At 46.5% G+C, this 20,721-nt stretch carries 18 protein-coding genes; 15 read left to right on the top strand and 3 right to left on the bottom strand.

Annotation, left to right across the window (positions count from 1 at the left end):
- Window positions 1–47 precede the first annotated feature (47 nt).
- From HNY42_RS12440 to HNY42_RS12430, 3 genes are all read left to right on the top strand, one after another.
- Entirely contained in the window at window positions 48–1,298 is a 1,251-nt protein-coding gene (locus HNY42_RS12440; RefSeq protein ID WP_188004568.1) for a bifunctional folylpolyglutamate synthase/dihydrofolate synthase, read from the top strand.
- A gap of 72 nt (window positions 1,299–1,370) precedes the next feature.
- Complete coding sequence (locus HNY42_RS12435; protein WP_188004567.1) at window positions 1,371–4,940, top strand: GEVED domain-containing protein; 3,570 nt, start codon at window positions 1,371–1,373, stop codon at window positions 4,938–4,940.
- 15 nt (window positions 4,941–4,955) lie between these two features.
- The gene (locus tag HNY42_RS12430; protein WP_188004566.1) at window positions 4,956–5,645 is read left to right on the top strand and encodes an ankyrin repeat domain-containing protein; all 690 of its coding nucleotides are present in this window, start codon (window positions 4,956–4,958) and stop codon (window positions 5,643–5,645) included.
- A gap of 46 nt (window positions 5,646–5,691) precedes the next feature.
- Here HNY42_RS12430 and HNY42_RS12425 read toward each other — a convergent pair whose 3' ends face one another.
- Genes HNY42_RS12425 through HNY42_RS12415 form a run of 3 tightly spaced genes read right to left on the bottom strand, consistent with a single transcriptional unit; the run spans window position 5,692 to window position 8,370 of the window.
- Window positions 5,692–7,260 carry a type II secretion system protein gene (locus HNY42_RS12425; protein WP_188004565.1) on the bottom strand — a complete coding sequence of 523 codons (1,569 nt, stop codon included), beginning with the start codon at window positions 7,258–7,260 and terminating at the stop codon, window positions 5,692–5,694.
- A gap of 17 nt (window positions 7,261–7,277) precedes the next feature.
- Window positions 7,278–7,883, bottom strand: coding sequence for a PulJ/GspJ family protein (locus HNY42_RS12420; protein ID WP_131502740.1), 606 nt, complete (start codon window positions 7,881–7,883; stop codon window positions 7,278–7,280).
- Window positions 7,846–8,370 carry a type IV pilus modification PilV family protein gene (locus HNY42_RS12415; protein ID WP_131502739.1) on the bottom strand — a complete coding sequence of 175 codons (525 nt, stop codon included), beginning with the start codon at window positions 8,368–8,370 and terminating at the stop codon, window positions 7,846–7,848. Before HNY42_RS12415 ends, HNY42_RS12420 begins: the two co-directional genes overlap by 38 nt.
- 175 nt (window positions 8,371–8,545) lie before the next feature.
- Here HNY42_RS12415 and HNY42_RS12410 point away from each other — a divergent pair, with 175 nt between their 5' ends.
- The 12 genes from HNY42_RS12410 (at window position 8,546) to HNY42_RS12355 (ending at window position 20,716) form a co-directional block, all read left to right on the top strand.
- The gene (locus tag HNY42_RS12410) at window positions 8,546–9,907 is read left to right on the top strand and encodes a G5 domain-containing protein (protein ID WP_251138590.1); all 1,362 of its coding nucleotides are present in this window, start codon (window positions 8,546–8,548) and stop codon (window positions 9,905–9,907) included.
- A gap of 27 nt (window positions 9,908–9,934) precedes the next feature.
- Window positions 9,935–10,249 (top strand): hypothetical protein, encoded by a 315-nt coding sequence (locus HNY42_RS12405; RefSeq protein ID WP_131502737.1) that lies wholly within the window; start codon window positions 9,935–9,937, stop codon window positions 10,247–10,249.
- Between the two features lie 8 nt (window positions 10,250–10,257).
- On the top strand, window positions 10,258–11,922 hold the full coding sequence (locus HNY42_RS12400; RefSeq protein WP_188004563.1) for a GspE/PulE family protein: 1,665 nt from the start codon (window positions 10,258–10,260) through the stop codon (window positions 11,920–11,922).
- On the top strand, window positions 11,919–12,962 hold the full coding sequence (locus HNY42_RS12395) for a type IV pilus twitching motility protein PilT (protein WP_131502735.1): 1,044 nt from the start codon (window positions 11,919–11,921) through the stop codon (window positions 12,960–12,962). The genes HNY42_RS12400 and HNY42_RS12395 overlap by 4 nt, the downstream gene beginning before the upstream one ends.
- Window positions 12,963–12,966: 4 nt before the next feature.
- Entirely contained in the window at window positions 12,967–14,184 is a 1,218-nt protein-coding gene (locus tag HNY42_RS12390; protein ID WP_188004562.1) for a type II secretion system F family protein, read from the top strand.
- Window positions 14,185–14,322: 138 nt separating this feature from the next.
- The gene (locus tag HNY42_RS12385) at window positions 14,323–14,847 is read left to right on the top strand and encodes a prepilin-type N-terminal cleavage/methylation domain-containing protein (RefSeq protein WP_188004561.1); all 525 of its coding nucleotides are present in this window, start codon (window positions 14,323–14,325) and stop codon (window positions 14,845–14,847) included.
- Between the two features lie 56 nt (window positions 14,848–14,903).
- On the top strand, window positions 14,904–15,662 hold the full coding sequence (locus HNY42_RS12380) for a prepilin peptidase (RefSeq protein WP_188004560.1): 759 nt from the start codon (window positions 14,904–14,906) through the stop codon (window positions 15,660–15,662).
- An 18-nt stretch (window positions 15,663–15,680) separates the two neighbouring features.
- Window positions 15,681–17,426 carry a type IV pilus biogenesis protein PilM gene (locus HNY42_RS12375; protein WP_188004559.1) on the top strand — a complete coding sequence of 582 codons (1,746 nt, stop codon included), beginning with the start codon at window positions 15,681–15,683 and terminating at the stop codon, window positions 17,424–17,426.
- A complete protein-coding gene (locus tag HNY42_RS12370) occupies window positions 17,423–18,154 on the top strand; it encodes a hypothetical protein (RefSeq protein WP_131502730.1) in 732 nt (243 codons plus the stop codon). The genes HNY42_RS12375 and HNY42_RS12370 overlap by 4 nt, the downstream gene beginning before the upstream one ends.
- A 107-nt stretch (window positions 18,155–18,261) precedes the next feature.
- Complete coding sequence (locus tag HNY42_RS12365; protein WP_188005453.1) at window positions 18,262–18,840, top strand: Maf family protein; 579 nt, start codon at window positions 18,262–18,264, stop codon at window positions 18,838–18,840.
- A 47-nt stretch (window positions 18,841–18,887) separates the two neighbouring features.
- Window positions 18,888–19,520 carry a RadC family protein gene (gene radC / locus HNY42_RS12360; RefSeq protein ID WP_188005452.1) on the top strand — a complete coding sequence of 211 codons (633 nt, stop codon included), beginning with the start codon at window positions 18,888–18,890 and terminating at the stop codon, window positions 19,518–19,520.
- Window positions 19,521–19,681: 161 nt separating this feature from the next.
- Complete coding sequence (locus HNY42_RS12355) at window positions 19,682–20,716, top strand: rod shape-determining protein (RefSeq protein WP_012370984.1); 1,035 nt, start codon at window positions 19,682–19,684, stop codon at window positions 20,714–20,716.
- The last annotated feature ends 5 nt before the right edge of the window (window positions 20,717–20,721 follow it).

The following is a 20,721-nucleotide window of genomic DNA, read 5'->3' as shown; positions in this document are numbered from 1 at the left end:
TGGCTCAAGTTTTCTTGAGTCACTTTTTTTAAAGGAGTGAACCAAGCGTGAGAACACGAGAAGATGTGCTCGAATGGTTATCGGCGTTACTGGCATTTGGCATCAAACCGGGGTTGAGCCGGATGAACGCGGTACTGGCGGAACTTGCAATTGATCCGGATGCGATTCCGACGATTCATGTTGCGGGAACAAACGGCAAAGGATCAACGGTCGCTTTTTTGCGGGAGATGGGTGTAGCGGAAGGATTGCAAATCGGAACCTTTACGTCACCGTATATCATTCAGTTCGAGGAACGAATCATGTTGAACGGTGTACCGATCAGTGAAGCGGATCTGGTTGAGGCGGCTAATGTGGTTCAAGCTGCAATCCTGAAATTAGAACCGGTAATCGGGGCAGTGACGGAATTTGAAGCCCTGACGGCACTCGCCTTTTATCATTTTCAACAGATTCGTCCTGATTTCGTCATTTATGAAGTCGGACTGGGCGGTCTGTATGATTCGACGAATGTCCTGAAGCAACCGAAAGCCGCCATTATTACTTCGATCGGTCACGATCATCAGGCGATTCTCGGAGATACGCTCCAAGAGATTGCTTTACAGAAGTTCGGGATCATTAAACAAGGTACACGAGTCATTGCGGGAAAACTGCAGGAAGAATTAACGGTGCCTTTGATGGCCTATTGTGGCGATCGGCAGGCGAGCCTGTCCTGGAGTCAGGAAGTCATCCGGCATTACCGGCTGAGTGAGACCGGCACATGGGCGACCTATGAAGGGATTCCCGAGACACGTCTAGGGCTGGAAGGGATCCATCAAGTCCACAATGCGGCGAACGCTGTCGTCTGTGCAAAACAACTCGGCTGGTCAAAAACGGCAATCCGGCGTGGACTGCGGAATGCGACGCATCCGGGACGGTTTGAGATCATCTCCCGCAAGCCGCGGATTATTTTGGACGGTGCCCATAATCCGGAAGGGGTGACGGCACTGGTTGAACGACTGAAGGAAGAGTCAAAACCGGTTCTCGTACTGTGTTCGATTTTACGTGACAAGGACCGCGAAGCGATGCTCAGACAGTTGCAGGAAGTGACGCCGAATATCTACGAAACGACGTTTGATTTTCCACGGGCGCGGTCGCTTGAAGAATTGAAGATGGACGGAGCGAATGCGATGGAACTCAACCGTTTTTTCAAGGAAGTGGATACGACGGAAAAGACGCTCATCGTCACGGGATCGCTCTATTTCATCAGCACGGTTCGCACATTACTAAAGGCACAGTCTTTTACAAAAAAGGGGAAACGCTGAAAGTCCTTGTATACTAATGGTGGGGTAATATAGTCCTAGATTGCATGATCTTAAGACGAGGAGACGATGGAGATGAAACGTTGGGTACGTCTGTTTTTAGTCAGCTTATTGATATTTACTAGTATTACGTATATACAACCACCATATACAAAGGCAGCAACCGGAGAGAAGTTTAAGATATTAGAAATCCGGGATGCCTGGTCAGCAACAAATCGCATCGATCCGAATACTGTCATCACATCGATGTTGACGGGATTGGATACAACTAAATATGAAATTAAGATGATGACCGTTAAGGAACTGAATGCCTCCCGTTTTCCACTTGACGGAGCATTTGATGCGATTGTCTTTGATTCGTCTGCATTTTCGGGTACAGATCGTTATTCGATGACGATTTCGGATACGAAAAAAAATCATAATACAAATAAAATTGAAAATGATATTACGAAGTTAAAAGCGAACGAAATTAAAAATGCATACATCAAAAAAGGATTACCAGTCTTTTTGCATCAAGATGTTTTAGCACAAACATCTAGCAATTTTAATTTGATTTTTAAAGATGTACCTGTCTATACCGACATGGCGACGATCATTACAAAATTAAAAGCACAGAAAATCGTTCGTCCTCGTCTTGAGCGGGCTTCTGCGCAACAACAGGGAACAGTTTTGACAGACGTTGATAAAAGTACGACGGCTGTTCCAAACGTACCGATTGATTTTACCTATACGACCAGTGTTGAAAATACGAACCAACTAGCGCAACTCTTCATTGATTTTGACAGCAATGATCAATTTGAGGAGTCGGAAAAAGTGGATGAAAAGCCTGCTGGAAAAACAGGTACGCTGAGCTATAATTTTAATGCTCCGAGCTATACCGGTCCACGAAACTGGATGATACGCGTTTCCAGTAGTGACGGGTTGACAGATTATAAAACCGGTAGTTTTTTGATGAAAGATCAGATTGCGGAAGCAAAAATTCTTCAAGTGACTCGGAGTGGAACGACTGGATCGATTAACGGCTTCATGAATACTGGAACGTTATTGAAACAGGATGGATTTTATGACTTTAATGTCGAAGTGATCACTGCAGACACATTTAATCAAACCTATTCGACTAAGAATTTAAACACAGCTTACGATATGTTGATTTTTGGTTTCCAAGATTCTTACGGAGCGGCTTCTTTGAGTGATGCTGCATCAAATGCGATCCTTGGATTTACAAATACGGGGCAAGGACTGATGTTGTCTCATGACACGATTTTTCGCCCAAATCAATCGACGATTCCCGAGCTGTTCTGGGAAAAGAAATTTGCTGATTTAGCAGGGCAAAAGAATTTTACGAACATGGGATATGCGGCGCCGCGTACTTCAGGACAAGCGGTCAAGCAAAATGATGGTGTCATGACATCCTATCCCTTCACGTTAGGAAGCAGTGTCTTAATTGCAACGACACATAACCAGTACTTTGGACTGGACTTGGAGCAATCAGATTTAATTCCATGGTATAACATTCGCGAAAATAGTGTTGCCGCCTCGAACCAGGATGCCGGTCGAACGATTGGTGATGCCCGAAATCATTATTATATGTATACGAAAGGGAACATTACCTATTCAGGTGCGGGACATACCTCGACATTCAGTCAACAGCAGGAAAAAGAATTGTTTTCGAACACGATGTACCGGGCATTCATTGGCGCAAACCATAAACCATTGATTAAAAACATCTTGCCTAACAATCAAGCAAGTTATTTGAACAATGAACCACTCACGATTTCGTATAAAGTAAATGATTATGACTTACGCGATCGGGTACTAAAAACACGAATCTATATTGATAACGAAAAAGTATACGAAAACAATAAACTTCAGAATAACTCATTTGTCAGTCAAACATTTGATGCTAAATTAGTTGGGAAAACTTCTGCGATTATTCGAATTGAGGCAGAAGATGAACGTGGCGCAAAAACTATTGAAACCCGAACGGTTCAAGTGGTTAAGCCGTCATCTTCTTCGCCCTTTACGTTACAGCGGTCAATTAATCCTACAACAATTCCTCAAGGCGAAATGGCAACCATCACATATACTATTAAACCGGAACCGATTTCACGAACATATGCAATCGGGGATAATGTTTCAAATAACGAAGCGTACGTCGTTAAAATGGAGGACATTAAGTTCAAAGAATTGCTTCCTAATAATCTTGAAATTTTATCGACAACCGGTATAGAAGATGCAGTTGTGACTAATCAAACAGTATCGGGAGCATTTAAAGGAATAGAATACCGGGAAGACATAGGTTCAGGTAAGTGGATTTCGAGCCAATCGGAGATTACGTTTAAAGTAACTGTTCGGGCAAAGGAAGATGCTGGAACGTATGTACTTGATAAAAAAGATAATACTTTAACATCAAATAAAAACGTCTATCGCTCCAATTCAACCGGAGATCGATTCACAAGTGTTGCGAATGACACACAGTCTTTCCAGGTCCTAGGATATGCGTTATCAAAATCGTATGCAACAGAAGCTAAAATTCCCTCGGTTCGTATCGATCTCAATACACCGTCTTATAAAGTTTTGCCGGAGATTAGTCCAGCAGGTAGTGAATACGGGACGTTGAAGTGGTCGATTGCAGACACGGACATTGCAACCATCAACCAAGAGGGAATCATTGTGCCGAAAAAAATCGGCACGACGGATATTAAATTGATTGTCCCTGTTGCAAATGGCAAAGAATTGGTCGCAACCTCTAAATTGACCATCAATGATGTATTTGGCGGACTGATTGTCCGTGACGTTCCGAATGTGTTGTACGTGGGACAAACGAAGGCAATGACCGGGGATGCCATCATGTTATCTGGAACGGATGCACCGATCAAATGGATAGTGACGAATCCTGGATCGGTTGAATCGAAAGGAAAAGAAACGGATACGTTGACTTTAACGGGTGTCAAACCCGGTATGCTGACTGTGCAGGCGGTCGTACCAGCTACAGCAGGCGCAACGACCTACTTGGCGCAATCACAAGTTTATACGATTGAAGTCAAGGTTCCGGAACTAACTGTGAATCCAAGCAACTTGGAACTATGGGCGGGAACGACTCAAAATGTGACCGCAACGTTTTCGCCGGATATCCGCTTACCGTTTGTTCTTTCTAAAATCAGTGATGCCATTGAATTGACTGCAACCGGTACCGGATATACCGTCAAAGGATTGACCGGGACTCCAAACGGTCCAGTCGATGCGGTATTACAACTAAGTGACTTCCCGGATACCCGTGCTGTAACAAAAATCAATGTGCGTGAAAATCCATTGACGTTGACGGCAAATGATTTGACGATGACGTTACAAGATGATCAAAAACGCCCGCTTCTCAATTGGTTGCCCGTTACGACGACAGAACGTTTCTATCGTCTCGAAGTCATGCAAGGAAAAGAATACGTCAAGACGGATGCGACTGCTCAGACGCTAAAGGCTCTTCGTCCGGGTGTTGCCCGAATCAAAGTGACTGCCTTAAAAGAAGACAAGAGTGTTTTTGAAGTATTGAAAGACGGGGAAAAAGAGAAGCAACCGTTGACGACAACCTTTAAAGTCACGATTTCATCTGACGGATCAACAGGAGAAAGTGATACGGATGTGTATTAAAGAGGAGCAAGCGACGTGACACGAAAAAAAATCATGCTCGTCGTTCTCCTGTTCTTAGTTGGAATTGGAGGAACGACCTATCTGTTAATTGATTATCGAAATCAACAAACGTTTGAAGAGAGCCTAAAGGTGAGTGATGCCACTAAGTTGCAACAGGCTGTAGCGACGGTTGATTTATCAACAAAAGAACGAAACCGATACATTCGGAAATTTCAAGAAACGCTTGAGTATGAAAAAGCACTTGTTTTGTTAGACCGGACAAGTGCCAAAAATCAACAAAATTGGTTTTATGTCGCTCAGTTTGCCCCGACCGATATCGTCAAACAATGGTTAGCGGCGGGCGCTTCGATGAAACAAGTAAATAAGAACAAACAAAATGTTTTGCATGTCGCAACAAGTATCAATCGTTCTGTTGATGCTTATGATTTACTCGTCAAACAAGCTTCAAAAAGTCAGCTGAATCAATTGGATCGATTTGGTCATACACCGCTTTATTATGCGACAGTCGATCAAAATCAAGAAGCGATGGAGTTGCTACTCGCAGCAGGCGCTGTTCCAGACAAAGGAACAGATCCACCGATTTATGAGACCGTTAAACAAAATCGGACCGACTTATACCAATTGTTAAAAACGAGTGGGGCCTCAGCAAACACGAAACAAGTTAAAAAAATAGCAAACAACTACGGGGCAGAATCATTTAAGTAACAAAAAACACGACATCCTCATAAAAAGGATGCCGTGTTTTTGTATGTCATGGAAGGCGTTTAGGTGTTTCAACATATAATTGAACGGCTCGGCTGAGCGGAAGCATTGCCGTCGGGTTTTGAAGAACACTGGCGTCATAGGTCAGACGAAGGCGGGATTTTTCAGCGTCCGCGGATTGCTTGGCTTTCATCAAGGTCTCGAGTACTGTTACATCTTGCGGGAAGCTGTTTTCCGGTAAATCCAGCGTTCCACGGTAGGCATTGACTTCGAGAATACCTTTCGTAAAGATTCCGCCTTGCAGGTTCATCGTAGAACCGACCGAATAAATTCGATTCAAGGCAGGATCATCACTGTATAAAAAAGCACTCATATCAGGTTTGGTTGTTTGTGGTGTTGAAAACTTATTCACACGATTAATCGTCAGGCTTCCTTTACTGAGAAGAATCAACGTATTTTGATTCGACGAACTGGCGATTCCTTGGATATTTGCATCATCGAGTCGACTCGAGCCCGTCGAAAATATCGTCGTCGCAAAGCTGACATTTCCTCGAATCAATAGATTACCGAGAACAATCATCGGGCGTTTGATTTCAAGTGGTTGATTCACCGGATTTAAAGAGGAAATGGTTAAGTTTCCATCAATGATGAGGGGTTCCATGGAGGCTTTAACGATATCATCAGTGATTGTCACTGTATTGTTTTCTGTTGGTGCCGGACGAATCAACTGTTTGTCTGTACTGAGTTCATTCAAAAAAGGTCCCGTTAAGACAGCTTGTTTGATAGGTTGAGCCCGCAAATATCCGGGCAATGTCGCAAGTGGTGTTGTACTTGGAATATTTAAAAAATCATTCAAGGCAAATTCAAAATCGAAAGGCACCAGTGCTTCTTTCGTTGCGATCAGGTCTGTCTTGACGGTCGGATCGAATACACTCGTATCACAAGATAAGAAGTCACGACAGCTCAATAAAGGCTGATCCTTTGGCTGGAAGACTTTGACTTGACCATCAATATAGGCACGGGCTGTTTTATCCGTGTAGGAGCCGGTTGCGCCATTGTAGATGAAGTTTGGTGACGCGGATACTTGTAACGGTTGCCGGGAGAAGACATTTCCTTGAATCCGCGGGGCACCGTTTAAAATGACTTGATTATCAGAGCCTAGAATGTAATATAAGAAACTTGGAATAGCGGACAAATAGACACGTTGCGCATACTTTTTCCGGACCGTCGGCTGATCGCCTTTTGTTTCTTCAACCTGTGCCGTCAAATCGAAGGCTTTGACGCGGACATTTGATGCGGCTTCATTTAATGTCACTTTGACGTTCGGTGCTGCAGTCGCAAGCTTTAAAATGATTTGATTGGTCGGGTCATTAAATAACTCCTTCGACGAACTCGTCGGACTGGTTCCGGCTGTCGTCGCGACGATTTGTTGTAAAGCAGCAATCGCTTGTTTCAATTCATTTTGTGTCGCTGATTCTACTTCGATATTCGTCCCACGAATTTCTGTCAGTCGTGTGGATTGGAGACTGATGCCAATCGTCGCGACAGCCAAAACGGATAGCACCGTTAATGTTACTAATACAAATAATAAAGTATAACCTTCTTCGGATTTTCGCATGGGTCATCCTTTCTCTCTTAAAAGCCAATCGTGCTTGTGAGGGTTTGTGTTTCTTCTTGATCGACGGACTGAATCGTTAAGGTGATCGTTAAGATACCGTGGACCACATAGACACCGGGGTAATCACCTGTCGTAATCGTGACCGTTTCCGGACGGGACAGGGTAAACGTTTTTTGCATGCTCGTCTGCTCATTGATGTTTTCGAGCGGACTCTTATAAATCAAGGTCGTTTGTTCTGTCTGTTTATCGTCGAATCTATACGTAACGGGCTCGACCACATCTTCTTGATTCGCGTTATACGGGACGAAACCAGCCGACCGTTCAAGTAAGCCGGTTGCTTGACTGAGACTGGGTAACGTTTTTTTGTAGAATGCGAGTTCGTTTGCTTGGTCGATTCGAATGGCATCAAACCCTGTGATTTCATTTAATATCAAACCAACCGAACTGTCTGCTTCGCTCCGCAATTCACTGATGATACCGGTCGCTTGAAAACTTTTTGTACCGGAGATGAATACTGTCAAAATGACGGCACTGAAAATAGCAGCGATGACGATGGCGACAAGCAACTCGACAAGCGAAAAGCCATCATTTCGTTGAGGGAAAACTTTGATTAAGCGTCGCATTGGTGATCGATCCTTTCAAAGACGTAATCGGCTCCGGTTGTCCATCCGGATAGACATAAATATACAAATCAAGCAGATTTGGATCGTTTTCACCGTTAATCTTACGGGGCGTGACACTGAACTTTACATCAAACGGTAGATTATTTATTTCAGCATCGTTGAAGATTGAGTCACAAATAGCCGATACACCACATGACGGCGTGTTCGGCGTCGGTATTTCAAAAGAACCATTCTGATAAATCGTTTGTTGTGCTTGTTCCTTCAAATCTTCAAAAACAAAGGGACCGGATTCTGTCTCGATAGCTTCCCGCTCGATATAGGAGGCGGCATTCTTTGCTAAATAATTGGCAAACGTCAATTCGGTACTGTCCCTTGACGCTGCGAGGGACTGGGAAAAGATACTGATTAACGATACAGAAATAATCGATAAAATCGTAATACTGACTAATACTTCAATTAATGAAAAACCAGCTTGCTTGTTTGGCACGGATTCACCTCATGTCTAAATCAATAGGATTTCTGGACTGAAAATTAAAAAAAGGTATGTATTCACACGTAGAGAAAGTATTTGTCAGGTAGGACTTATGTTTCATCATAATATTCATTATAATGGAAATACTAGACACCTGAAATGGTTATTTCATACGGAAAGGAAACAGATGATGATAAATTTCAAACGTTTTGCTGTCCATACGTTGCTGTTAGTCGCGTTAATTGCTCTAATCTATGTTCCTTCATTTGCCTTGATTTCTTTTACAGGCAAAGCAACAGTCATCGAAAACTTTTCTGATACCGCCCGAATCGGTTCCGTTCCAGTCAGCGGACTGACACGAAAAGAAGCAAAACCGAAAGTGCAGGAAGCCGTCACGTCCTGGTCTAAAAAAACACCATTGACCGTTGGAACAGGAGAAGAGACATTACCGATTCCGACCGAACTGGTGACATTTAAGGTCGAAGAATCCATCAAACAAGCTTCTTTGAAAAAAGGCGGATCTTTAAAGGTAACTGTCAATCAAACTGCAATGGAAGCCTATCTTGCCTCACAACCGATTACATATACAGAAGAACAGGTGAAGACGTTTAACACCTGGTTGATTAAAACAAGTAAAAAGCTGGAAGAAGGAAACTTTGACCCGGCTGAAACAGCAGCAGCGATTGATCCGGCAGGAGAAGTCGTCTCGAGTGTCACGTTTACGACACGTTCTGCAGCAGAAGAACAGATGATTGACGGAATGGCTCAAGTCGACATCAAAGCCGGCCAATTGATGAATGTTAAGACGTACGGCATGGATCCAGTGGCTGCCTCCTTTATTGGCAGTAAATTGTATGAACTATTTGCGAAAACACCATTTGAGATTGTCGAACGGATGCCGCATAAGGAATTACCGGACGACATCACACTTGGTTATGATGTCAAGATTGATGAGAAAACTGATTTTGCCGTTCGAAACACTCAAGCGGTTAATTACCAAGTCGTCGCGACGAAGAACGGGAGTGATGTCACGCTGGAATTACGCGGGACACCGTTCAAAGAAACGGTCACGGCCGTACTCGAAGCGGAAAAAACAATTCCGTACCGGACGATTACACGGTATTCTGCGACGCTGTCTGCAGGAACAAGCAGTGATACGCAGTCGGGGATTGAAGGAAAGTCGATTGAATTGTATCGTGTCACGAAATCCAATCAAGGAGAAGTCAAACGACTACTGGCCCTTGATTTTTATGCGGCGACACCAGCCATTGTGACGAAGAGCAGTCAAGAAGAGTTACCGCCTGTCGTCACACCACCGGCAGAAGAACCGTCAACCGACTCGACGGACGAGACGACGAATGATGAAACAACCAATGACTCGACAGATAACTCAACAACTGACTCAACGGATGGAACAACAGACGGAACGACGACACCAGAAGAACCTGTAACACCGGATCAACCGACGGTACCGGACACTCCGGATACGCCAACGACAGGAGACCCGGCATCTCCGGTCGAAGATGATTCGACGGAAGGCGCTGTTGGCTGATCTTGCCAAAAAGAAAAGAGGATGAATATGAACTGGACGGACTTAGCAATTGAACTTGGTATCATCATCGGTCTAGCGACCATCATTTGTGGTTTGATGTTTGCGATTCAAATCCCTTTTGTCACGACTACGGCAGCAAAAGTGATTCTGTCCTTGACGGCGCTCGTCCTGGTCACTTCCCTCTATTTAATCGTCAAGTTTGACTGGATTTCGAATCCTTTCGTAATTGCCGGTTACGTTGTATCGATTCTCGTTGTGACGGCAATCACGAGTGTCGTGGATGAAAGAAAGCAGAAACTGACACCACTGGACGAGGAAGAAACATGGCACGCGGAAGGATGACAACGTAAATGGCAATGAAACGAAAACGACTAGGTGAAATGCTGTTAGAAGAGAGTGTGGTGACGGAAGCGCAAATTGAAGAGGCGCTATCCGTCAAACGGACATCTGAAAAACTGGGGGATACGTTATTACGACTTGGTCACTTGACGGAACAACAGTTGATTGAAGCATTACATCATCAATTAAAAATTCCTGTCATTCAACTGTATAATTATCCGGTCGATGTGGCGGTAACGAAATTGATTTCAAAGGAACTGGCACAACGACATACGCTTGTACCGGTTTACCGCGAGGGGAATCGGCTGTTCATCGCGATGGCAGACCCGATGGACCTAATTGCGATTGATGACTTGCGACTTCAAACAGGATTAATGATTGAGGTAGGCCTTGCGACACGCGATGAAATCCGACGGACAATTTTAAAGTATTACGATATCGATTCGTCACTGCGAGAACTACTCGAGTCAGACGAGATGACGATTTCGGATACATCACGTGATACGGTTACACGTGAAGATGCTCCAATCATCCGTCTGGTCAATCAAATACTCGAGAACGGAATTTCCCAGCGGGCATCCGATATTCATATGGATCCACAAGAAACGTCACTTTCGATCCGGATCCGGATTGATGGTGAATTACGTACAGAAAACAATTATCCGAAACAGATTCAAAATATTTTAACGACCCGGATCAAAGTCATGAGTGAACTGGATATTACGGAAACTCGCTTACCACAGGATGGACGCATTAAATTTCTACATAATGGGGTTGCCTATGATTTCCGGGTCTCGACATTACCAACCGTCTACGGCGAAAAAGTCGTCATTCGGATTCTCGACAGTTCGAACTCGAACATCTCGATCGCAAAAATCGGATTCAGTGAACGGAACGAACAACAATTTCGTGAGATGCTCAAACGGCCAAACGGAATTATCTTAATCACGGGACCAACCGGATCAGGAAAGTCATCGACCTTGTATGCGGCTTTAAATGAATTAAATGATGAAACACGTAATATCATTACGGTTGAAGACCCGGTCGAATACCAAGTGGACGGCATCAATCAGGTCCAGGTCAACTCGAAAATCGGTCTGACGTTTGCCAGCGGACTCCGCTCGATTCTCAGGCAGGATCCAAACGTCGTCATGGTCGGGGAAATTCGTGACATCGAGACAGCCGAGATTTCGATCCGGGCTTCATTAACCGGTCACCTCGTCCTGTCGACGTTACACACGAATTCAGCCGTCAGCTCGATTACCCGATTGATTGATATGGGAGTTGAGCCGTTCCTTGTGGCCGCTTCGGTCACCGGACTGATCGCCCAGCGGCTTGTCCGGCGGGTTTGCCGTGACTGCGGGGAAGTTCAGCCGTTATCGAAGCGCGAAGAAGAGTTGTTTGCGCAAGAAGGTATCACAGCGACGACCGTCATGCGTGGACGAGGCTGTTCCTCTTGTAATATGACAGGTTATCGTGGACGTCTGGCGATACAGGAAGTCGTCGTGGTGGATGAGAGCTTACGACGGATGATTATGAATCAATCAACGGAGAGTGAAATCACGATGTATGTCAAATCACAAGGACAACGGTTATTGTTGGCGGACGGTTTAGCCAAAGTCGCGCAAGGTATCACGACGACGGAAGAAATTCTACGGACGGTGATTTCCGAATGAGTACGATGGAGCGCGCCCAAATTGAAGATATCTTACGATCGTCGAAAGAAAAAGAAGCATCCGATGTCCACCTGACGGCCGGTTCACCGCCGGTCTTTCGCATCAACGGCACCTTGACACCATTCGGTACAGAAAAGATGAAACCGGTCATAATCGAAGGGTTCGTCCGCTCCCTTATTACCGAGGAAATGTTTTTACAGTTAAAACAGGACCGGGATATTGATTTTTCATTTGGTGTGACAGGAGTGGCACGCTACCGCGTCAATTGTTTTTATCAACGCGGGGCGTTGTCGATGGCCTTTCGGACGATTCCGACTGAAGTACCGACACTCGATCAATTGTCATTGCCGCCGGTCTTAAAACGTTTCCTGACGAAGCCGCACGGCTTGATTCTCGTGACCGGTCCGACGGGTTCCGGGAAATCGACGACACTGGCAGCGATGATCAATGAAATCAACCAGACGATGTATAAGCGGATCATCACGCTCGAAGATCCGATCGAATATTTACACAGTCATCAGAAAAGTCTGATCGACCAGCGGGAAATCGGCATCGATGCCCCGCGTTTTGCGACCGGCTTACGGTCCGCCCTTCGCCAGGATCCAGATGTCATCCTGCTAGGTGAGATGCGGGATCTTGAAACAATTTCAACAGCGGTGACGGCAGCAGAGACTGGTCATTTAGTTTTTGCGACGGTCCATACGTCGACGGCGGCATCGACGGTCAGTCGGATCATCGACGTCTTTCCATCCGAGCAACAAGACCAGATTCGGGCTCAACTCGCGAACGTTCTAGCCGGTGTCGTCTCACAACGGCTGATGCCACGAACGGATGGAACCGGTCGTGTCGCAGCACTTGAAATCATGGTTGATACACCCGCCGTCTCAAACTTAATCCGGACCGGGAAAGAATATCAGATCCAATCGGTCCTACAGACAGGGAAGCAATACGGCATGCAGACGATGCAGATGGCATTACAAGACTTAGTGAGTCGAGGTTTGATTCCAGCATCAGCCGCGACACCTTACATATCGGGGTGAACCAATGACAGTCTTCAAATATGAAGGTCGTACGATGACCGGTAAACGTAAAAAAGGAAAAATTACGGCACTTACGAAACGGGAAGCAGCGGAACGCTTACGGACGGATCAAATTGCCGTGACGTTACTTGAGAAGCAAGAGTCCAAAGGCTTAAATACGGAAATCACATTTTTGACTGCCAAACCGAAAATCGAGCATCTTGTCATGTATGCCCGGCAGTTCGCGACACTCGTCCGGTCCGGTGTCTCAATTGTCAAAGCGACGGAAATCTTACGGAAACAGACGGAATCAAAGCCGCTGGAACGGGCGCTGGTCGAAGTTGAGGATGACTTGCGAAGCGGGATTCAATTTTCGCAAGCGATTGAAAAACATCCGCGTGTCTTTGATACCTTTTTCGTCAGTATGGCAATGGCGGGTGAGGCAAGCGGAAACCTAGAAGAAGCGCTCGATAACATCGTGACCCAGCTCCAAAAACAGTATGAAATCAAACGGAAAGTCATCTCGGCGTTGATTTATCCGGCGGTCGTCTCAATTGTTGCCATTGGTGTTGTTGTCTTTTTGATGCTGAACGTCGTTCCGACGTTCGCCTCGATTTTTGATCAGCTCGGCAGTGAGTTGCCGTTGATCACGAAGATCGTTGTCGCCGTCTCTGACTTTTTTGTTGCCTACTGGTGGGTCTTACTCTTAATTGTGTTTGGTTTACTCGGATTACTGTACTTTAACTTAAAAAATGAGCGGCAACGGGTTGTCTTCGACCGTTTACTGTTGATGATTCCTGTGTTCGGTCCGTTGATTCAAAAGTCACAAATTGCGTTAATGACCCGTGGACTGGCTGTCTTATTGAATGCATCGGTTCCGATTCTTACATCGCTTGACATTACGGAACGCATCGTCACGAACCGGGTCATCCGTAAAGGAATTGCCGCTGCCAACGAAGCGATGTCGCGGGGGATTCCGATGAACGAGCCGTTAGCGAAAAACAAATATTTTCCACCTCTTGTCACACAGATGATTGCGATTGGGGAAGAATCGGGACGACTCGACTCGATGTTGACGGAAGTCGCCGATTTTTACGAAACGGAAGTTGAAACGACGACCGACCGCTTGAAGTCAATCATCGAGCCGTTATTGATTGTCGTACTCGCGGTTATCGTCGGTGTGATTGTCATCGCTGTCGTTGTTCCGATGTTCAAAATCTATTCCGATATTCAGTCAAGTTGACAACTGCGAAAACATTTACCTGATGTAGAAAAAATCCATTTTCTACAAAAAATATGGTGCTACTATAATAGTATCAATTTGGATAGTATGACCTATACGTCAGGAACAGTAAAAAAGTACTAGGGAGGAATAATAAACATGTTAGAACGTCTGAAAGAGATTTGGCTCGATGCCAAACAAATGCGTGACGAGCGCGGCTTGACATTGATCGAGTTACTCGTTGTTGTCGTTATTTTAGGAATCATTGCAGCAATCGCTGTCGTCGCCATCGGCGGATTGATTGAAAACTCACGTAAGGATGCCGTTGTATCCGATGCGAAACAATTGGTAGCAGCAGCGAAACTTTATACGTCTTCGAACCCAGTTCAGCCTGGGGAAACGGTTAAAGTTGGAGTGAACGAAAATAAAAAGCCGATTTCAGCTAATGCAGTTGCTAAAGGTACAAAAGAGGCACCAAGAACAGACTCATTGAAAAAATACATCGATGATATGAAGGATGCTTTAAATTCAGATGCAGATTATGCAGATTCATTTGTGACGGTTACTGAGAAAAATGGTTCATATGAGTATGCAGTTACTTTAACAAGTGCATCAACAGATTATACATACTTTACAGCAGCGCCACCAAAAGACTTAAAACGTGCTGGAGTAGTTGAAAAATAAGTTGAGAGCCCCCATCTCGGGGGTTTTTTTCTGAACTTTTTTAAGGAGGGAACTGTATGATGACAGTCGTCTTTACCGTTTACTTTTTTCTGATCGGAATGCTCGTGACATCCTTTACGAACGTCGTCGGCTTACGTGTCCCGGTCGGGGAATCAATTGTCCGTCCGCGCTCGCATTGTCCGAACTGTGGGCATGTCCTTGGTCCGCTTGAGCTGACACCGGTCATCGGGTATTTGGTATTGCGTGGGAAATGCCGGACGTGTCAGTTGCCGATTTCGATCAAGTATCCGGTACTTGAACTGCTTGGTGGTATTATGTACGCCTATGCCTTTTATCAATTCGGTTGGTCGATGCAATTCGTCATGTCGATTTTGTTGACGAGCCTGCTCAGTATTCTCGTCATGTCGGACCTTGCCTACATGTTGATTCCGAACAAAATCTTATTATTCTTTTTACCGATTAGTCTGATTGTTCGCTACCTTTCTCCCCTCGAGAACTGGTATAATCCAATTATTGGCGGATTCGTCGGATTCTTTCTATTGTTCGTGATCTTTCTTGCGTCACGACAAGGGATGGGAGCAGGGGACGTCAAGTTGTTTGGTGTGCTCGGGATTTTTTTAGGTCCGTTACACGTCGTCATCGCCTTGTTCGTTTCCGCCTTCGTCGGATCGATTGTCGGACTGGGTTTACTCGGCTTAAAACGCGTTGAACGAAAACAGCCGATTCCGTTTGTTCCCTCGATTGCTGTCGGAACGTTACTGACATATTATTTCGCGGACGATTGGGTGAAGCTTTATCTCGATCTGTTCCTCTAGGAAAGGAAGAATATACATATGGCGCAAGCTCGGCGCAGAGGTACATATATCTACTTTAATTTCACAGATGTCGGGATTTTTGGAGCGGTCGTCAAAAAGGGGGTCATTAAGCGGCGGGGTGTCGTTTCCTTACCTCCGGGAACCCTTCAGGGTGGATGGCTCCAACCGGAAGCATCACTCGATCTGATTTTTGACAGCTTACTAGCGAAGTTGAAGGTGCCCCGCGGTTCACAGGCGGTCCTCGCGATTGACGGATCACTCGTCCTGGCACGGAAACTTGAAATTCCGGAGACCGTCGAAACCAATCAGATTCGCGGTTATTTGTTCATGGAACTGGGACACAGTATCGTCTTACCGTTTGAAGAACCTTATTTTGATTACACGTTGCTCGAAGAAGACGGTAAACGGGAAATCATGTTGTATGCAGCACCAAACGAAGCGTTAAAACAATACATGGAACTATTCCGGAAAAAACATATCCGCCTCGTGGCAGCGGAACCGCAACCACTGGCGACATTTTTTGGTCTCGATTCGCTGTATGAAGTCGAAGCCGACAGCAATCTGTTGATTTGGAACGTCAATGCGACGAATCATCAGTTGATCATCATCGAAGACAAAGTCCCGCGTCTGATACGTTCGGTCGATACATTTGTCGCGAATGCCTGGGAAGTCGATGTCATCGAGGACCGGTTGCATTACCGCTATCAATCAGATGATGCCAACGTCGAATTCATCCTGGAAGAGATGTTACTGGAATTTTCACGTGTGCTTGATTTCTATCGTTTTTCGTTAGCGCGTGACGGGCGGGAAATCAGCCGTGTCATGCTGACGGGAGATTTTTCGTTTCAAGAGGAACTGGTACGCCGGTTCGAAACGAACTTTGACGTCCGGTTGGAACAAGTTCCGGATGTACTCGATGTAGCGGGGCAGCCGATTCCAAAAGCTTACTTACCCCTCGTCGGTTTAGCGACAGTCCATAAAGACCGGATTAATTTATTGCCGGACAGTGATGTCGCACCAAAGTTTCCGTTGATTGCCTCGCTGATTCTGCTGCTACTCGGCGGGGTGGCAGGCGGATATCTGTACTGGCAGACCGATCAATTTGCTGACCGGCTCGAGACGGCAAATAATCAGATCCAAATCGTCCGGACGTTGCAATCGGAATCCGCTCAGTCGGCCAAACAAGAAGTTGCGCAGCTCAAGCAAACCGTCGACGGACTGGAAGCGACACCACGTCCGGCTGTGCCGGCTTTGGAACGGATTACGCGGTATCTGCCGGAACGCGGCTATATTCTGCAGTTTGCCTATGGAGCCGATCATCTTGTGACGATGAATGCCCAGTTTGAGACGCTCGATGAGTTAAACGGTTTTTACCGTCAATTGTTGACGGATACGGCCTTTACCGGAGTGACGTTAACGAATGTCACGACGAAAACGATGAATGAAGAAGCGGAAGTCGTCACATCAACGACGATCGATCCGACGACCGGCGAAGAGATTCCGACGACGACCATTACGCCGACGGACGAGACGGAGACGGAAGAACCCCGCTATATCGGGCAATTTGGTCTGACGGTTGTCCCGGCGGAAGTCATCAAAGGGGAAACGAACCAGGCGGATCCCGATGCGCCGAAGGAAGATGCAACGACGGATGCCGTGGTCGATCCGGGAGCGGAAGCGACGGAAACGGTGGAACCACCGACGACCGGCACAGAAGCGGACGAACCGGTTTCGACTGAAGTAGAGGAGGTGGAAGAAAATTGAAACGATACAGCGGTCTCATTCTTCTTGCCTTGACGATTGTCTTGATTGTCGGGGGGCTCGGCTACTTCGGTTATACGACGTACACGACGTATCAGGAATTACAGCAAACCGAAGCAACGCTTGAACGGGAACAGATGGCGCTTGAAGCGGCAAAAGCGAATGAACAGAAAGTCGATGTTGCTGAATCTAGCTTCCTCCAAAAACAGGTGCCGGTCGTACCGGCGAATGATGATGTGATTGATGCGATCAATGCGGCCAGTCAAATTGCCGGTGTGAAAGTCCAAGCCATCACGTTTGGCGCAACCGGAACGGAAGCAGCTCCTGCATCGCCGGTCCAGTCAACGCCTGCCGTGGACGGTGCAATGGCGACGGAATCCGAGACGGAAGCTGCGGCAACGGCAGAGACACCGGTTGCGACCACAACGGCGACGGCACTGCCTGCTTCTTTGACGGTCGAAGCCCCGTCCTATCTTGAACTGATGGCTTTTCTTAAACAAATCGAACGGACGGACCGGATTACGATTTTACGCCAAATCCAGTTGACCGGTCCGGATGAACCGGGTCCAGGGAGCCAGACGATTGTCCTTGAAGACGAAATGATGTCCTTTACAGTGGAAATCGAGAGTTACTACCGTCCGGATTTAACCAAGTTGATACCGGATAAACAGACGCCGCTTCAGGAGACGACTCCGAAATCGGATCCGTTTGTCGATGTTACAGGTAATTAACCCCAAAGCAGGTGTTGCTCTGACTCGGAGCGGCACTTGTTTTTCGTTATACTGAAAGTTGATTCCAGTAAGACTGGTCGAAAAAGAAGGAAAAGAGCGTGATACTGATGATAACGCAACACTCATTGATTCTGGCTTCGGCCTCTCCGAGACGGACCGAACTGTTACGGCAGATCGGTGTGCCCCATGTGATACGACCGGCCGATGTGTTGGAGGAAGCCCCGTATCCGATGTCAGCTGACGAGTACGTGATGTATTTATCACGGAAAAAAGCCCGGACCGTGGCGAAGTCCGGTGAAATCGTCCTGGCAGCAGATACGGTTGTCGCCCTGGATCGGCACATTCTTGAAAAACCGGTCGATCAAACGGCTGCTCTCGAGATGTTACGACGGTTATCCGGACGGACACATGAAGTCGTGACCGGCGTGACGATATTAACGGACGAGCGGGAGGAGACTTTTACGATCACGACGAAGGTCCGATTCTGCGATATCCCGGAAAGCTGGATGCTGGCTTATGTTGCGACAGAGGAACCGTATGACAAGGCAGGCGGATACGGGATTCAGGGAAAAGGTGGTCTATTCGTCGAAGCGATTGACGGCGACTATTATAATGTCGTCGGTTTACCGATCAATCCAATCAGCCGTCGTCTCGAAACATTTGGAATCAAGCCGATGTTCGCGTAATTTCATGAACAGAAAGGTCGGATGAAGTGATTGAATGGCCAAAGGATATGATTCAGTTAAAGGGTTTGGCACAGGCGACGACGGTGGAGTTATTGGCATGTCTCGTCCGCAGCGGGACACGGAACCGAAGCCCGCTTGAAATTGCTGAAGATTTACTCGACATTTATCCGTCGCTAATTGAACTGGAAGCGGCAGGTGTCGGGGGACTGGAAAAGGCACCGGGCGTCGGCAAAGCAAAGGCGCTTCAAATCATGGCGGGACTTGAACTCGGGCGGCGGCTTGTCACGGAACCGAAATGGGTCCGTCCGGTCGTCCGCTCACCCGATGATGCCGCCGAATTATTGATGGAAGAGATGCGGCTCTATCAGCAGGAACACTTCATCTGCCTGTACTTGAATACAAAAAATGAGGTCATCTCGAAGAAGACGCTGTTTATCGGAGGGCTCAATACATCGATTGTTCACCCGCGCGACATATTTCGGGAGGCCATCCGTTGTTCGGCGGCAAGCTTCATTGCTGTCCATAATCATCCGTCCGGCGATCCGACGCCGAGCCGGGAAGATATCGAAGTCTCGGAACGAATGGTCGAAGCGGGCAGATTGATCGGAATCAGTTGCATCGATCACCTCGTCATCGGGCATGGACAATTTATTAGTATGAAACAGCGGGGATTTATGTAAGAATAACGTCTGAGGGGGAACTGTGCTTCCTGACCTCAGGCGTTTTTAGTTTTGTAACAACCATTGAACTGTAAACAAGCTGTAACGTTTTAACGCTTTCCAAGGAAGGCTTTTCCGTTATAATTAGTGAAGTGTATTCTCAGAGAGGGGTTTTTTGAATAATGTTTGGATCATTTAGCCGTGAAATCGGCATTGACTTAGGTACGGCAAATACGCTCGTTTATGTGAAGGGGCAAGGAATCGTCGTGCGCGAACCTTCTGTCGTCGCATTCCGTACCGATACAGGCAAGATTGAAGCAGTAGGTAACGCAGCAAAAAACATGATTGGACGGACACCGGGAAACGTGACGGCACGACGCCCGATGAAAGATGGGGTTATCGCCGATTATGAAACAACGGCTACGATGATCAAATACTTCATGGATCAAGCAACAAAGAAAAAAGGATTATTTTCTTCTAAAACAAACGTCATGATTTGTGTACCGAGCGGGATTACGTCCGTTGAAAAACGTGCGGTCGAAGACGCGGCGAAACTTGCTGGTGCACGTGAAGCCTATACGATTGAAGAACCGTTTGCAGCAGCAATCGGAGCAGGTCTCCCGGTTTCTGAACCAACAGGATCAATGGTCGTCGATATCGGTGGCGGAACGACGGAAGTCGCGGTCATTTCACTTGGCGGTATCGTGACAAGCCAATCGATTCGTGTCGGTGGAGACGAGATGGACGAGTCAATCATTCGTTACATCAAATCGAAATACAACCTGATGATCGGTGAACGGACGGCTGAAACGTTGAAAATGACAATCGGTTATGCCCGGATTGATGAAGAGTCGGAAAACGAGACGATGGAAATTCGTGGACGTGATCTCGTGACGGGACTTCCGAAACAAATCGAAGTCACAAGCGCAGAAATTTGTGATGCGTTATCAGATACGGTCGATGCAATTTTAGCCGGTGTCAAACACACGCTTGAACAAACACCGCCGGAATTATCAGCAGACGTCATGGACCGCGGAATTGTCTTGACAGGCGGCGGCGCCCTTCTGAAAAACTTGGATGCCGTGATTGAAGATGAAACACGCATCTTGACACTCGTTGCGGAAAACGCGCTTGATTGTGTCGCAATCGGTACAGGTAAATCATTGGAGATGATGAATGTGTTACGTTCGAAATCAGGCATCTCACAAAAAAGATAAGGACG

It is taken from the genome of Exiguobacterium sp. Helios (assembly GCF_014524545.1).
In the GTDB taxonomy this organism is placed as follows: Bacteria; Bacillota; Bacilli; order Exiguobacteriales; family Exiguobacteriaceae; genus Exiguobacterium_A.
Note: the sequence above shows the minus strand (reverse complement) of the source record. Positions and strands in the feature narration are given on the sequence as shown.

Coding starts and splice junctions, on each gene's coding strand:
- HNY42_RS12435 (WP_188004567.1), top strand. CDS start 1,371: ATGAAACGTTGGGTACGTCTGTTTTTAGTCAGCTTATTGATATTTACT.
- HNY42_RS12425 (WP_188004565.1), bottom strand. CDS start 7,260: ATGCGAAAATCCGAAGAAGGTTATACTTTATTATTTGTATTAGTAACA.
- HNY42_RS12420 (WP_131502740.1), bottom strand. CDS start 7,883: ATGCGACGCTTAATCAAAGTTTTCCCTCAACGAAATGATGGCTTTTCG.
- HNY42_RS12410 (WP_251138590.1), top strand. CDS start 8,546: ATGATAAATTTCAAACGTTTTGCTGTCCATACGTTGCTGTTAGTCGCG.
- HNY42_RS12405 (WP_131502737.1), top strand. CDS start 9,935: ATGAACTGGACGGACTTAGCAATTGAACTTGGTATCATCATCGGTCTA.
- HNY42_RS12400 (WP_188004563.1), top strand. CDS start 10,258: ATGGCAATGAAACGAAAACGACTAGGTGAAATGCTGTTAGAAGAGAGT.
- HNY42_RS12395 (WP_131502735.1), top strand. CDS start 11,919: ATGAGTACGATGGAGCGCGCCCAAATTGAAGATATCTTACGATCGTCG.
- HNY42_RS12390 (WP_188004562.1), top strand. CDS start 12,967: ATGACAGTCTTCAAATATGAAGGTCGTACGATGACCGGTAAACGTAAA.
- HNY42_RS12385 (WP_188004561.1), top strand. CDS start 14,323: ATGTTAGAACGTCTGAAAGAGATTTGGCTCGATGCCAAACAAATGCGT.
- HNY42_RS12380 (WP_188004560.1), top strand. CDS start 14,904: ATGATGACAGTCGTCTTTACCGTTTACTTTTTTCTGATCGGAATGCTC.
- HNY42_RS12375 (WP_188004559.1), top strand. CDS start 15,681: ATGGCGCAAGCTCGGCGCAGAGGTACATATATCTACTTTAATTTCACA.
- HNY42_RS12365 (WP_188005453.1), top strand. CDS start 18,262: ATGATAACGCAACACTCATTGATTCTGGCTTCGGCCTCTCCGAGACGG.
- radC (WP_188005452.1), top strand. CDS start 18,888: ATGATTCAGTTAAAGGGTTTGGCACAGGCGACGACGGTGGAGTTATTG.
- HNY42_RS12355 (WP_012370984.1), top strand. CDS start 19,682: ATGTTTGGATCATTTAGCCGTGAAATCGGCATTGACTTAGGTACGGCA.